Genomic DNA, 14,468 nt, shown 5'->3' on the forward strand with positions numbered 1-14,468 from the left:
TAGACTGTTTATACCTTAATAAACGAATCATGTGCCAAGTTTGTGCGACCGACCCTAAGCCTTTGATAGACAGTTGAACTTTTCAGCAATCCGAATAGGACGCAAAAAAGGAACCATTCCATTTTGAAAAGGTCTCCTTGTTGTTTTGGTAAGGGAGAGCGTTTACAGGTTTATTTTATACTCTTCTATTTTGCGGTAGAGTGTGGTTAAACCTATCTTCAACAGTCGCGACGCTTCAGTCTTGTTCCCATTGGTGTACTGCAATACTTTGGCGATGTGTCGGCGCTCGATAGTAGCGAGTTCGAAGTCGGATACATTCTTCCCGTCACTCTCCATCGTTACATTTTGCAGTTCCAAAGGTAAGTCTTGTAAGGTCAGTTGCTTATCGCAGACAATGACACTTCGTTCTATGGTATTTCTTAATTCGCGGATATTTCCTTTCCACTCGGCGTTCTTTAAGGTTGCCAGAAACTCCGGGGTCATGCCGGTAACTGTTTTATTTAGTTTAGCCGACAGCTGGTTTAGGAAGACAGTGGTTAATAACTCAATATCCTCTTTGCGCTCACGCAACGGAGGAAGATGAATTTGGAATACGGATAAGCGGTAGTAGAGATCCTCGCGGAAGTTTCCTTTCTCAATCTCTTTTTTGGGATCGCGGTTAGTCGCTGAGATGATCCGTACGTTAACTTGAGTAGGCTTGGTGTCACCAATCTTGATATATTCTCCGGTTTCAAGCACGCGGAGGAGTTTCGCCTGTAGTTCGAAAGCCATCTCACCGATCTCATCCAAAAAGAGAGTACCACGGTCGGCTACTTCAAACAATCCTTTTTTATCTTTTATAGCTCCGGTAAATGAACCTGCTTTGTAGCCAAATAGCTCACTCTCGAGCAGGTCTTTGCCAAACGCGGAACAATTGATCGCAACAAATTCGCCTTTTTCCCGGAGGCTGGCACGGTGAATAGCTTGGGCAAAGACCTCTTTGCCTGTTCCTGTTTCTCCGGTTAAGAGTACGGTGACGTCGGTTCGGGCAACCTTTTGCGCTAAGGATACAGCTTGTTGTACGCTTGGGGAGTTTCCTTGTATAGACTCAAACGAGTATGATGCCGGAACTGCGATTTTACCCTGATTCTTTTTAGCCTGCTGCATGGCACGACTAATGATCGGAATAATTTTATTGTGATCGTCTCCTTTGGTGATGTAATCGAATGCGCCGTTTTTAATAGCCTGCACTCCATCGGGAATATTGCCGTGAGCAGTTAGCAGAATAACTTCACACTCGGCATGGATCTTTTTAATTTCAGGAACCATATCAACTCCATTTCCGTCCGGGAGAAATACGTCGCAAAGTATCACTTGTGGGAGATGTTGTTTTAGCAATTTTAGGCCGGAAGAGAAATCGGTGGCTTGCAGCACTTCATATCCTTCAAGCTCCATCATTCGCGAGAGGAGTTTGCGAATCATAGGTTCGTCATCAATTATCAATAGCCTGTCCATAGGGAGTAAGATTATAACTATCGTACAAAATTAGGAAAATATATCTTCCGAATGAAGAAAAGAGGTTGATTTTTATGAAAAGGCATTTACAGCTGCTGTCCGCTTCTGATCATCAGGTGGCATATGTGTAGAATGTTTCTTCATCAACGGGGCCTAATATAAGCATTTTGCAGGATGTTTTACTTGAGTATGTTGTCATAGTCACTTTTTTGCATATCTTTCAGAATGTCAGTCATTTATATTGCGTCTTCTTTTTGATATCGCTTTATTTTGATGAGCGTTCAGCATGGCTTGCTTTCTCCCTGAAAAATAGAGTCTCTAATGAACCAAAGAGGCTTTTTTCAATCTATAATGTAGATCCCTATTCGTACATTTGTGCAGTCGTTTTTTCTAGTTATTCGCTCTAATTAGCTAACTCACATAATGTGCGACAGGTAATTCACATATTGTGGGACAGCTGTTCCACAACTGTGAGTCACCTGTTCCACATATTGTGCAACAGCTAAATCAAATGAGAAAAAATGTCTTTTTCTGGTTGTTTACTACTAACTATTGAAGGGAATTTGGTAAAGCATGCTACCTTTGGAAATGGGAGTTATTTATTAAAAAGCCGAGTCTCAAAAAAGTATGCGCATTGTATTGGTTTGTGGGATAGTGATTTATGCCAAAAAGTGACTTAGTCATACAGTCGATTGCATTTGTTCACTCACTTGAAAAACGCATCATGCAGGTTGATTAGCTATCGATGTAATGCATCTTCTAGCTTGCACTTAATGAGTAGTAGTGGTGAACAGTTTTTTCTAGCGTAGATTAACAAAGATTTATGTGTGGCTCTTCTCGTTTTAAACCGAAAGAAGCCGTTGCTACAAGTCTCGGACGTTTAATCCGAAGAACTTTCGCAACGGCTTCTTAGTTGGTTAGGTCAAATTATTGAAAGGGATTTTATGATAAGCTACTTATCCACGAAGTACCAATAGAGCTGTATTCAAACGTTCCAATAGTTTTCGTGACACACTCGGAACGAATATTCGCCCGAACAGGTTCCGGCGGCGTGTGTTGAGGCATATCACTGTTACATCTTTCTCTTCGATAAAGGAAGCGAGCGCGGCAGTGGTATCCGGTGAATCGATTAATTCATAATCGATGTTGAAATGCTTATATTTCTCAATAAAACGGGTTTTCATTTGGGCTAGTTCTTGTTCCGACCACACTTCCCTTTTCTTCTTCCTGTCTGGATTGATAATGTGAACCAGCGTGATTTTGATATCCGAATACAAGGACAAGATAGTCACCAATTTATGGAAATGCGTCATCTCCCTTGATTGCAAATTCGTTAGTATAGCGATATGCTTCACTTTCAAAATATCTTCTACACGGATTCCCTCAGGAACAGCCAGCACAGGGACATTAGTCATCTCAATAACATCGGCTGTCACATCACCGATAAAGTTGTTCTGATTGGCGTGACTACCTTTAGTTCCTAGTATGAGTAGGAAGGGTTTATACTCCAATACGAAGTTATCGATTTCTTCTTCTACAATGCCTTCCCGTATTGAATAGGAATAATTGACCGAAGGCCATTCCTTATCGGTGATTTTCTGGTCTATATCCCAACAAAGACTGAGCATTTGTTTGCGGGTGGTGTTCAATAACCCCTCTTCCGGCGACTCCTTTAGGTTGTCGGCAAAAGGAATATGTGAGGGGAAGTATATATTATTGTATACATGTAGGATCTTCACTTTGGCGTTTGTTTTTTGAGCGATGTTGAACGCCACCTGACACGCCTTTATAGAATAGGAGGAAAAATCTACCGCAACGAGAATGCGGCGACGTCCATCGTCTATTTTATAAGTATCCTGATCGCTATAGCTAAATAGCTGGTTGGCTTCTATCACTGCCATAGCTCTGGTCAAGTCAGCTGCTTTTACTTTGATGTAAAAGTTTTCGACAGCAGAATCGTTATCGTCTACTTTTTCCAGATAGGCCGATACACCTTCTTTTTCCAGAATGTCTTTTAATATACGGGCTTTTGCTTTTGTATGCGTAGCAAGTGTCAGTAGTTGTTCATTCATGATTTTCTTATTTATTGGTTCCTCGTTACAAAGTTAGTTTAATAGTAGAGGATGGTGATGATCTTATTGACTTTAAAAGTATTCCATTTATCTCTATCTGTGAATAACTATTGAAGTGTGATCCATATAAGGACATTTTTGCGGGAATAAGGGTCACGATTATCTCGCTTACTATACTGAACTTTGTAGTGCAGTCGGATGTTTGTGTGATGGACTGTGAAAACGTTGTTTAATTAAAAACGATTAGCCCATGAAAGTAGCCCTGTTTTTAAGAGATAAGAAGATGAAAGCGTTCAATACGAAAGCTGTTCGAGTTTTGGTATGTAGTATGCTTAATGATAGTATTGCCGATCTGGAAGAAAATAGTATTCCCAATCTCAATATCAATTACGTTTCCCTGTGGATGTTGAATAAGAAAGTTGATGTGATTTACATCCCGGAGGAACAGCCTGATGCTGCGGAATTCTTTAAGAAAATAGACATCTCGGTCAAGACTTATGACGATATAAAGACGAGCTCGGAGTTACATCCGTTCTTGGTATAAATCCGCTTAAGCGGATTTATACTTTCTCGCGATAATACTTAGGAGTCATTCCCGTGCTTTTCTTGAAGAAACGGCCAAAGTAAGACGGATTGGGGAAATTTAGCTCTTCAGATATTTGCAGTACGGTCAGATTGGTCGATTTTAGCATCATCTTGGCTCCCATGATGGCGGCTTGTTCAATCCACGAATTAATAGCTCTTCCGGTTTCCTTTTTCAGAACGGCTGATAAATATTTAGGTGAAATAAACATCTTGTCAGCATAAAAAGAAGCGGTTCTCCCGATTTTGAAGTGTTCTTTCAAAAGTGTCATGAACTGCTGTACAATCTCTTTGTTTCTGGACGACATCTTTTCACAAGGTGCGATATCCCCTTCCTGCTCCAGATAAATAGTTCCAATTTCCATTAGTAAAGAAAATAATAATCCTTTAATAATTTTCTCTTGAAATTGATTTTGCTTACCATTGAATGTCTCAATAATAAACGAGTGGTATCTTAAAAGATGTTGGATCTCTTCGGGGGTTACCTTGAGTATCGGATTCTCTGCGATTCTTCTAGGTAATTCAAAATTGTTCGGAAACGGTAGATCTGACAGGAAATCAATCGAACAGCAAAGTACTTCGACAACGTGGTTCTCACAATGATCTATTTTCTCTACGATTTGATTGGGTAGAATAATTGAAATACTATTCTCCTCCACTATATACTCTTTGAAGTTGATCTTTACTTTCCCACGCCCTTTCAGGCAGATAATAAAAACGATTGCATCGATAGAGAATGGATAGTCGAAAGAAATATCCAATTTATCTCTCTGGTTGTTAGATGCGATGAAGTTTTTGATGATGTAAGGAGAAGATTCGGAAATATCAGAGAATTTAAGTCTTTCCAGCTTGTTCTTTGTCATACTTATCAGTTTTTTTATTCACGCTCACTATTTTATAGAAAATTAGGTAATTGCAGCCCTAACTCATTATCTATGTCCTGAAGCATTGCTGCAAATATATCATATAATTGGTATAGAAGAGTCTTTTATTTCTTTAAATCGGCAAAAAGGAACATTATTGAGGCGAATTGGTACAGTGTGTATGTCGATAATGGACTTCCAAAAAGGTTATTTATGATATTATCCGCCTTTTAGATGCTTATTTATAGCTAAATCCTCCTTTTAAGGCTTTTTAAGCGGCAAAAAAGGCGAATGTGCAAATATGGACATTTATGGGGCATATAAGATGAGTAATTATTTGTTGAAAGCCGGGATCTTTGCAAACACAGAAATTAGAAAGAGTTAGGGCACATGTCCTACTTTTTTCGAAACATAGATTAAGTGGACTTATAATAATGAACGTTTAAAGAAAAAGTTGAAACAATGGAACAAAAAAATACGCAGCGGGTGGATAACCTGATATGGCGAGTTGCCAAGCAACTAAATAAAAGAAAGAGGGCTGTTCTGGAAGAATTTGACTTGACGTGCAGTCAGTATGATTTGCTTGCGGCCATATGGCAGAGCACGCGAGAAAAGAAGGGCGTGATTCAAGTCGATCTGGCAGAGAGAACGCAGATAGATCCGATGACTACCTCTACTATATTAAGAAATCTGCAAAAGCGCAACTTAATCATTCGCGAACGAGGGCTTGTGAATACCCGCACGGTTGAAATCGAATTAACCTATTCAGGGAGTAGGCTGTATCAAATAGCTAAGAAACAGATTGATCAGATGAGGGAAGAGACCTACCAGAGTGTTGATCAACAACAAATAATATCCCAATTATTAATATTATCCAATAAATTGAATAAATCAAACCATTAGAATTATGAAATTACTGAAGATTTTTTTTGGAACCACAGCTATGGCTTTATTGTTCACCTCGTGTGGAAATAAGGACAACTCAACAAGACAGGTTGTTGCACAAAAATATCCAACTACCGTAGTGAGTGAAAAAACAGAGAAGCTGTTGTCCGTCTATCCGGCCACCGTGAAGGGACAGGAGGATATTGAGATTCGTCCACGCATCGACGGGTTTATTGATGCGATCAATGTAGACGAAGGAGCAGTAGTACGCAAAGGGCAGACTCTATTTAGAATAAATTCTCCTCAGGCTGAACAGGCCTTGACTACGGCAGAAGCATCATTACAGAGCGCCAAAGCGCAGGTTAATACAGCGAAAGTGAACGTGAACAGAATCCGTCCGCTGGCTGAGAAAGGGATTATTGGAAAGGTTCAGTTGGAGACAGCAGAAGATTCTTATCAGTCTGCATTGGCTGGACTGGCGCAAGCGGAAGCTGCCTTGAAAAATGCCCGGGCAACAATCGGGTGGACACAAGTGACGAGTCCGGTTGATGGTTTCGTTGGTTCGATTCCTTTCCGATTGGGAAGTTTGGTGAGTTCGGCAAATGTGCTGACAACAGTGGCTAATACAGGAAATGTATTTGCTCATTTCTCTCTCAACGAAAAGCAGTTGGTTACTTTCTTAAATACATTGGAAGGAAATACTCAGGCTGAGAAAATAAAGAATGCACCTCCGGTGACTCTTACTTTGGCCGATGGCACGGTTTATGAGCATGAAGGGAAAATAGGAACAATAACAGGCTCGATCAATATTACGACAGGTTCGGCTAATTTCCGGGCAGAGTTCCCCAACAAAGAGGGAAAACTACGTAGCGGAACCAGCGGAAAGGTATCTGTACCCCGAGTTATTGAAAAGGCGATTGTTATTCCTCAGAAAGCTACTTTCTCACAGCAGGATAAGATCGTTCTCTTTTTAGCACAGGGAGATTCCGTAGTGCAGAAGGCTATTTCTGTTTTGCCTACTCCCGATGGTAAAAGCTATGTTGTTACTGATGGACTAACTGTCGGCGACCGGATTGTTACTGACGGTGTTGCTACCTTGTCGCATGGTAAGAAAATTCACTTCGACTAATATCTCTAATTAAAATATCTTGTAAAAGAGGCTTTTCCGGTAGCAAAGGGTTGCCGGGTGAGAATCTTTAACTCAAAACAAAAACAGTATGTTAAAAACATTTATAGAAAGGCCCGTTTTGTCTACTGTAATATCCGTTATTATAGTGGCTCTGGGAATCATCGGCATTATTACTTTGCCCATTGAACAGTACCCGGATATTGCTCCCCCTACCGTTCAGATTCAGACCCAGTACCCCGGTGCCAGTGCGGATGTAGTCATGAAGAGTGTGATTATACCGATTGAAGAAGCTGTGAACGGTGTGGAAGGAATGACCTATATGACTTCTTCGTCATCGAACTCGGGGGTGGCTTCCATCTCAGTCTACTTTACGAAAGAGACTGATCCGGATATTGCTGCGGTAAACGTACAGAATCTTGTAGCTACGGCTACACCTCAGCTGCCGACAGAAGTTACTCAGATTGGAGTAACCGTGAAAAAGCAGTTGAGCAGCTACATCATGATGATCTCCCTGTCGTCGGACAATCCGGAGTATGACGCTAAATTTATTCAGAACTATGCCAATATCAACCTGATCCCTCAGATTAAACGTGTGTATGGGGTAGGAGATGCTTCGGTAATGGGTGCTCAGGACTATTCCATGCGTATTTGGCTGAAGCCGGATGTGATGTCTTCTTATCAGATTAATCCGACTGAGGTGATTGCGGCTTTGCAAGATCAGAATATAGAAGCAGCTCCGGGTGAACTTGGACAGAATAGCGACCAGACTTATCAATATACATTAAAGTATACTGGCCGGTTGAAGTCGGTCGAAGAGTTTGACGATATCATCATCCGTTCGCAGAGCGGGCATGTACTGCGTTTAAGAGATGTGGCCGATGTGGAGTTGGGCGCGTTGAACTATACTATTATGACTCGTACGAACGGAGATAACGCAGTGTTCCTGCAATCAGCCAGACAGCCGGGTCGAATGCTCAGGAATTGATTAATAAGATCAAAACAGTAATCGATGCTGAAGCGGTATCTTTCCCTCCGGGCATGAAGGTGACGTATATGATGGACGCGAACGAGTTCTTAAGTGCTTCTATTTCTAAAGTGTTGCATACGTTTGTTGAGGCTTTATTGCTCGTGTTCTTAGTGGTGTTTATTTTCCTGCAAGACTGGAAATCGACGTTGATTCCGGCTATTGCAGTGCCGGTAGCTATTATTGGAACATTCTTCTTCCTGCAAGTATTAGGCTTCTCGATAAATATCCTGACGCTGTTTGCTTTAGTATTGGCTATTGGTATTGTGGTGGATGATGCCATTATTGTGGTCGAGGCTGTTCATGCTCAAATGGAAAAAGGAGAGAAAGATCCTAAGACGGCTACTTTAGCGGCTATGAAGGAAATTACTCCGGCTATTATCTCTATTACCTTGGTGATGGCATCCGTGTTTATTCCGGTGAGCTTCATCGGTGGAACAAGTGGAGTGTTTTTCAAACAGTTCGGTTTGACGTTGGCTATTGCAATTGCTATATCGGCTGTTAATGCTTTAACACTGAGTCCGGCTCTTTGTGCTCTGTTCTTAAAACCTCACGAAGGTGATCCGAAGAAGAAAAAGAATTATATGCAACGTTTCTTTTATGCATTTAATATCTTCTTTAATGCCGGAACCCAGAAGTATAAGTCTTCATTGAAGTTTTTGGCAAGAAAGAACAACCGCTGGATTTCATTGGCTATTATTGCGATAGCTTCCGTAGTTCTATATGGATTGATGCGCACAACTCCGACAGGGTTTGTACCTCAGGAAGACGGTGGTAGTATGATTGGTTTGGTTAGTTTGCCTCCGGGTTCTTCTTTGGAACGTACAGATTCAGTGGTACAAGAAGTTATTAAAATAACCAAAGAGATAGATGCTATCGAATATGTAACAGAGATTAACGGGATCAACTTCCTGAGTGGTTTGGGGGGTATGTCCAGTTCTTATGCTACTTTGATGATTAAACTCAAGCATTGGATGATAGAGATACCACACCTGACGAAGTTGCAGCTTATTTAACCAAGCGTACCCAGGAAATCAATAACGCAACTTTTATGTTCTTTGGGATGCCTACCCTGCAAGGGTTTGGTATGAGTACAGGTGTTGAACTAAAGATGCAGGACCGTACGGGAGGTGATATTCATAAGTTCTATGACGTTACCAATCAGTTCCTGGCTAAGATGAACCAGCGCGAAGAGGTAATGATGGCTATGACAACTTTCAACCCGAACTTCCCGCAGCGTGAAATTGAAGCAAACCTGCCGAAGATCAAAGAAGCCGGACTTACGTTGAGTGAAGTGATGACTACATTGCAGGCTTATATTGGTAGTATGTATATCTCTAACTTCAATCTTTACGGTAAGCAATTTAGGGTCATGCTGCAAGCACCTCCTGAATACCGGGAACAGTTGGAGGATATAGATGGAATTTCTATCCGTACAGCTTCGGGAGAGATGGCACCTATTACTGAGTTTATTAATATCAAACCGGTTATCGGTCCGCAGTCACTAACTCGTTTCAATATGTTCCAGTCTATGGACGTAACGATTATTCCTAACTTCTCGAAAGGTACAGTACGGGTGATGTTATTAAGATTGTTGAGGAGGTTAGTAAAGAAGAGTTGCCGGTGGGTTATGCTTACGACTATTCGGGTATGACTCGTGAAGAAACGGGACAAGGCTCACAAATTATACTCATATTCTTGATCTGTCTATTGTTCGTTTATCTGTTGCTGTCTGCTTTGTACGAAAGCTATATTCTGCCATGGGCTGTATTGGCTTCGCTTCCTGTAGGTTTGGCGGGTGTGTTCGTCTTCCTGGAGATATTCGGGGCGAGTCATGGTATTGTGAACAATATCTATGTGCAGATCTCGTTGATCATGTTGATTGGTCTGTTGGCCAAGAACGCGATTCTGATTGTGGAGTATGCAATCCAGCGGCGTCAACAAGGGCAGAGTATTGTGGAAGCGGCTATTAACGGAGCAGTAGCTCGTCTACGTCCGATCTTGATGACTTCTTTCGCGTTCATCTGCGGATTGTTACCTCTTATGTTTGCCAGTGGCGCAGGATCTATCGGAAATCGGTCGATCGGTATCAGTGCCGTAGGAGGTATGTTAGTCGGTACGCTTATCGGTGTGATGGTGATTCCTACACTCTATATCTTATTCCAGATGTTGCAGGAGCGCATTAGCGGGAAGAAAGTAAAAGCTGCTAAGAAATAATGTTTAAAGAAAGAAGTATGAAAAATAGAAAGATAAATGGATTTGTACTGTCAGGGCTTATTGCTCTGACAGGGCTATCGTCCTGCCAAGTAATGAATAGGTATAAATCTCCTGGGATAGATAGCGAGAACCTATATCGAGACGAGCAACCTGTTGATACCAACACGATTGCTAATATACCCTGGCAAGAGTATTTTCAGGACCCCTTCCTGCAATCGTATATACAAGAGGCATTGACTCATAATTACGATATGCTGATTGTGCAGGAGCGCATTAAGCAGGCAGAAGCTGCATTGGGTATGGCGCGTGCCGCCTACTTTCCTGAACTGGCGCTAACCGCTCAGGCGAATCAGACCCGTTTGAGTAGTGCCGATCCTCTAACAGGAGCACCTAGAGAACGAAACTCACTTGCTTATCATACCGAAAAATACTCATTGGGAATTGTGGCTAGCTGGGAACTTGACCTGTGGGGTAAGATGAATCGTCAGTCTCGGGCTAAGTATGCTCAAATGCTCAATAGCTATGCCGGGCGGAATCTGATGCAAACATCCTTAGTGTCGAATGTGGCCAATACGTATTATTCGTTGCTGGCGTTGGATGAACAATTGGCGGTAACCAATCATATGATTGTGCTGATGGAGGAAAACTTGGAAACAACGGAAGCTTTACTGGAAGCCGGTAGTGCAACCGGAGCGGCTGTTGAGCAGATGAGAGCAGCTTTGTCTAGCACTAAAACGTCTATTCCCGATTTGGAAAGCAGTATCCGTCAGCTAGAGAATGCGATTTGTGTTATGTTGGGACGTAAGCCGGGACGAATTGTGAGATCATCTATTGCTTCACAAAAGGTGCCTACCAATCTATCGCATGGCGTTCCGGCGCAAATGTTGGCACGTCGTCCGGATGTCAATCAGGCCGAACTGGAATTCCGTTCCGCTTTTGAATTGACGAATGCCGCCAGAGCCAGCTTCTATCCTTCGGTTACGTTAAGTACCGGACTGATAGGATATTCTACAGCCAACGGATTGAGCCAGTTCTTTAAACCGGAAAACCTGTTTGCTAATATCGTAGGGGGAATGACTCAGCCATTATTTGCCCGTAAGCAGTTATTGACCCAGTTGAAAGTAGCGAAGTCGGATCAGCAGATTGCTTTGCTTAACTTTGAAAAAACGGTATTGACTGCCGGGCAGGAAGTTTCCGATGTTTTAGATACGTATGAATCTTCGGTCAAGAAGAATGCCGATCGCGGAATTCAGGTGGAATCATTAACTAAAGCAGTAAGCTATACGCAAGAACTGTTGAAGGCTGGTGAAGTTACTTACCTGGAAGTGTTAAGTGCTCAGCAGGGGTTGTTGGAGGCACAATTGAATCAGGTTAGTGACAAGTTGCAACAGCTGCAAGCGTCTTCCGATCTTTACCGGGCATTAGGTGGTGGTATTGAATAATATTGTCTGATTTACGTGATATATATTTATAAAAAGAAAAGGCTTCCTATTACGGGTGGCCTTTTCTTTTGTTTGTATTTGTATAGTAAATAACCCTTTTTGTATACTTGTAGGTCTTATTTATCTTTTTTGAATGGTGTTTTTTGTTTTTGTAATAAACTGCTTGCTTATTTCGAATTTATTATAGAGATTTGCGAAAATGTTATCTATGTGGGGTTCTTGGACGATCTAAATCCTTTGTTGCCGAACGTCCGAATCTCGCATGAAACTAGACAATACTTTATTCACATAACATTATTATCAGATGAACCAAACACTGACTTTTATTCCTCCGGTAGTAAATTCTACACAAAGTTCTGTTTCTGTGGGAGCTTACGAGAAGAGTGTAAACTTGTACAATCAAGGTGAGTATTTGCAAGCATTTTATAGTTTGCTCGATTATTTGAACAGTAGTTTTCGGACTAAATACGGGAATGCGGATGGCACTGAATTTCACATTCCGCATGGCTCTATTCTGGTACATATCCGGATTCAAGACGAAACGATTTATATCAAAGCCGATTTTCTAATGTTACCCGAAAAAGGGTATGTTGCTATGTTACGGCAAGTAGCGGATTTGAACCTAAATAAGCTCTTATTGCCTCGTTTTATTAAGCAAGATAACAGTTTGAAGATGGAGTATACCTGCCAATTGTCGCAAAGCCATCCTCATAAGATGTATTTTGTTTTGCAAAACATTTGTCATGTTGGCGATAAGTACGATGATGAGTTTTGTACCAAGTTTGGTGCCAAACGCTGTTACGAACCGCAAGTCACTCCCTATCCGCAAGAAGAAGTGGATCGTATTTATGACGGAATCCAACAGTTGGGACGCGAAACACTGGATGTGATAAAAGAATACGATTCTGAACGCAGATATGGATATTCCTGGAATGTGCTTGATACCACATTTTATCAGATTTCTTATTTTGCCCGTCCGCAAGGTCAATTATTGAATGATCTGGATAAGGCTGTATCTGATATGGACAGCAATTTGCCGGCAGAAGAAACCGTAGCCAAGGGAAAGGCTTTTCTGGAAAAACTAATGGCTATGCCTAAAGAAGAGCTAGCGGAAGAACTCTACTTTGTAGATACATTGGTGTCGACCAAGCAGCGTTCGTCATTGAACAACATACAGTCTACGATGTCAGATGTCTATAAAGAAGCTACCGAGGCCATTCAAATAGGCAATTATGAGCGTAGCACAGTTCGTCTGCTTTATATATTCTATGAAACTTATTTCTATGTCGATCTGCAAGATGATGTGAATGCGCTTATTTCGCAAGCACTTCAGAAAGCTAGCCGGCAGCCGTTGGATAAAGCGTCCGGCACCCTCTATAAGGCTATGTATCAAATAATGGAAGGCGATTTGTCTATAGACGAAGAAGTGCCACAGAACCAGTCGCAGCAGAAGAAGGGCTGGTTTGGCAAGATATTTGGAAAATAAGGAATAACTACTTTAAACATAATTCAATGGAACAAAATAAAATATATCAGCAGGTTTTCAAAGTAACCCATTCAGCAGGATCGGGAAGCTGTTTCTATTTGAAGAAATACGATCTTTTTGTGACAAACTATCACGTAGTTAAGGGTTTTCAGATGTTGGCTGTACATGACAATGATCGGAATCCGTATTTGGCTAAGGTTGTCTTAGTTAATCCGGCTTTGGATATCGCTTTATTGGCTGTCGAAGGAGACTTCTCATCACTTGAGACACTCGACCTAGCCGGAGACGAATCGCTGGGTATTGGTGGCAAAGTGTATGTGGCCGGTTACCCTTATGGCTTGCCTTTTACGTTGACAGAAGGTTCGGTTTCGTCGCCTAAGCAGTTGTTGGAAGGCAAATATTATGTTCAGACTGATGCGGCGGTTAACCCAGGAAACTCAGGTGCCCTATCTTTAATGAGAAGCATGAAGTAGTAGGAGTAACCGTTAGCAAATTCAGTAATGCGGATAATATGGGATTCGGTATCCGTGTAGAAACCTTGCGTAAGTTGTTGGAATCGGTGGGTACGATCGACCGTTCGGCTTTTCATGTACAATGCGGAAGTTGCGATACGCTCATAAGCGAAACGGAAGAATACTGTCCTTCGTGTGGCGAGAAATTGCCTGAGGATGTTTTTGCCGAACGCGAACAATCTCAGTTAAGCGTGTTCTGTGAACGTACAATCAACGAAATGGGAATCAATCCGATACTTGCACGTGATGGCTACGACTCGTGGAAATTCCATAAAGGAAGCTCCGAGATACGTCTCTTCGTCTATAACAATACCTATTTGTTTGCTGTTTCTCCGGTCAATCTATTGCCTAAAAAAGAGGTAGAGAAAGTACTCGACTATATCTTGAGCGAAGATTTCGGACTGTATAAGATGGGTATTGAGGGGCGCCAGATCTATATGGCTTACCGTGTACATCTGTATGATATAACGGATGAGTCGGAAGCTGAGATTGGACGTAATTTGGTTGATCTGGTATTCAAAGCCGATGAAATGGACAATATGCTAGTGGAGCGTTTCGGTTGCGAGTTCTCCGAATATTCTAAACAAGACTAGAAGTTACGCTCTTTTTAATATATTAAAACGTACAATTTGAGTTCGTTAGTCTGCTTCTTTTAGCATGTAGACTTACGAACTCTTATTTTTTAAATTATCTAATTGATTGTTAGTAATTGATAATAAGTCTCTTTGTGACAAAGAATTTGCGTAAAATTGTAGTATCAAA

The 14,468-nt window shown here is 41.6% G+C and carries 8 protein-coding genes and 2 pseudogenes; 7 read left to right on the forward strand and 3 right to left on the reverse strand.

What is annotated here, in order from left to right; translation table 11 throughout:
• Positions 1-162: 162 nt before the first annotated feature.
• Both JCM10512_RS15135 and JCM10512_RS15140 read right to left on the reverse strand, forming a co-directional pair.
• On the reverse strand, positions 163-1,494 hold the full coding sequence (locus tag JCM10512_RS15135) for a sigma-54-dependent transcriptional regulator (RefSeq protein WP_044164439.1): 1,332 nt from the start codon (positions 1,492-1,494) through the stop codon (positions 163-165).
• A 956-nt stretch (positions 1,495-2,450) separates the two neighbouring features.
• Complete coding sequence (locus JCM10512_RS15140) at positions 2,451-3,566, reverse strand: universal stress protein (RefSeq protein WP_044164442.1); 1,116 nt, start codon at positions 3,564-3,566, stop codon at positions 2,451-2,453.
• Positions 3,567-3,816: 250 nt separating this feature from the next.
• On the opposite strand from JCM10512_RS15140, the gene JCM10512_RS15145 reads away from it, so the two are divergent.
• Positions 3,817-4,110 carry a hypothetical protein gene (locus JCM10512_RS15145; RefSeq protein ID WP_044164444.1) on the forward strand — a complete coding sequence of 98 codons (294 nt, stop codon included), beginning with the start codon at positions 3,817-3,819 and terminating at the stop codon, positions 4,108-4,110.
• Positions 4,111-4,126: 16 nt separating this feature from the next.
• Here JCM10512_RS15145 and JCM10512_RS15150 read toward each other — a convergent pair whose 3' ends face one another.
• Positions 4,127-5,011: an AraC family transcriptional regulator gene (locus JCM10512_RS15150; protein WP_044164445.1), complete on the reverse strand. Its 885-nt coding sequence runs from the start codon at positions 5,009-5,011 to the stop codon at positions 4,127-4,129.
• 462 nt (positions 5,012-5,473) lie between these two features.
• Here JCM10512_RS15150 and JCM10512_RS15155 point away from each other — a divergent pair, with 462 nt between their 5' ends.
• The 6 genes and pseudogenes from JCM10512_RS15155 to JCM10512_RS15180 all read left to right on the forward strand — a co-directional run bounded on the left by JCM10512_RS15155 (position 5,474) and on the right by JCM10512_RS15180 (position 14,299).
• Positions 5,474-5,914, forward strand: a complete 441-nt coding sequence (locus JCM10512_RS15155; protein WP_044164447.1) for a MarR family winged helix-turn-helix transcriptional regulator — start codon at positions 5,474-5,476, stop codon at positions 5,912-5,914.
• A 4-nt stretch (positions 5,915-5,918) separates the two neighbouring features.
• Positions 5,919-7,025: an efflux RND transporter periplasmic adaptor subunit gene (locus JCM10512_RS15160; RefSeq protein ID WP_044164448.1), complete on the forward strand. Its 1,107-nt coding sequence runs from the start codon at positions 5,919-5,921 to the stop codon at positions 7,023-7,025.
• 88 nt (positions 7,026-7,113) lie between these two features.
• Positions 7,114-10,266 (forward strand): annotated as a pseudogene (locus tag JCM10512_RS15165) (efflux RND transporter permease subunit).
• 17 nt (positions 10,267-10,283) lie between these two features.
• Positions 10,284-11,708 (forward strand): efflux transporter outer membrane subunit, encoded by a 1,425-nt coding sequence (locus JCM10512_RS15170; RefSeq protein ID WP_044164484.1) that lies wholly within the window; start codon positions 10,284-10,286, stop codon positions 11,706-11,708.
• 304 nt (positions 11,709-12,012) lie between these two features.
• On the forward strand, positions 12,013-13,194 hold the full coding sequence (locus JCM10512_RS15175) for a hypothetical protein (protein WP_244437219.1): 1,182 nt from the start codon (positions 12,013-12,015) through the stop codon (positions 13,192-13,194).
• A gap of 26 nt (positions 13,195-13,220) precedes the next feature.
• Positions 13,221-14,299: pseudogene (locus JCM10512_RS15180) on the forward strand (trypsin-like peptidase domain-containing protein).
• Positions 14,300-14,468: the final 169 nt, after the last annotated feature.

The sequence above is a fragment of the Bacteroides reticulotermitis JCM 10512 genome (genome assembly GCF_000517545.1).
GTDB classification, from domain to species: Bacteria; Bacteroidota; Bacteroidia; order Bacteroidales; family Bacteroidaceae; genus Bacteroides; species Bacteroides reticulotermitis.

Bases quoted from the DNA above. Each gene is read 5' to 3' on its own strand.
- JCM10512_RS15135 (WP_044164439.1), bottom strand. From the start codon at position 1,494: ATGGACAGGCTATTGATAATTGATGACGAACCTATGATTCGCAAACTC.
- JCM10512_RS15140 (WP_044164442.1), bottom strand. From the start codon at position 3,566: ATGAATGAACAACTACTGACACTTGCTACGCATACAAAAGCAAAAGCC.
- JCM10512_RS15145 (WP_044164444.1), top strand. From the start codon at position 3,817: ATGAAAGTAGCCCTGTTTTTAAGAGATAAGAAGATGAAAGCGTTCAAT.
- JCM10512_RS15150 (WP_044164445.1), bottom strand. From the start codon at position 5,011: ATGACAAAGAACAAGCTGGAAAGACTTAAATTCTCTGATATTTCCGAA.
- JCM10512_RS15155 (WP_044164447.1), top strand. From the start codon at position 5,474: ATGGAACAAAAAAATACGCAGCGGGTGGATAACCTGATATGGCGAGTT.
- JCM10512_RS15160 (WP_044164448.1), top strand. From the start codon at position 5,919: ATGAAATTACTGAAGATTTTTTTTGGAACCACAGCTATGGCTTTATTG.
- JCM10512_RS15170 (WP_044164484.1), top strand. From the start codon at position 10,284: ATGAAAAATAGAAAGATAAATGGATTTGTACTGTCAGGGCTTATTGCT.
- JCM10512_RS15175 (WP_244437219.1), top strand. From the start codon at position 12,013: ATGAACCAAACACTGACTTTTATTCCTCCGGTAGTAAATTCTACACAA.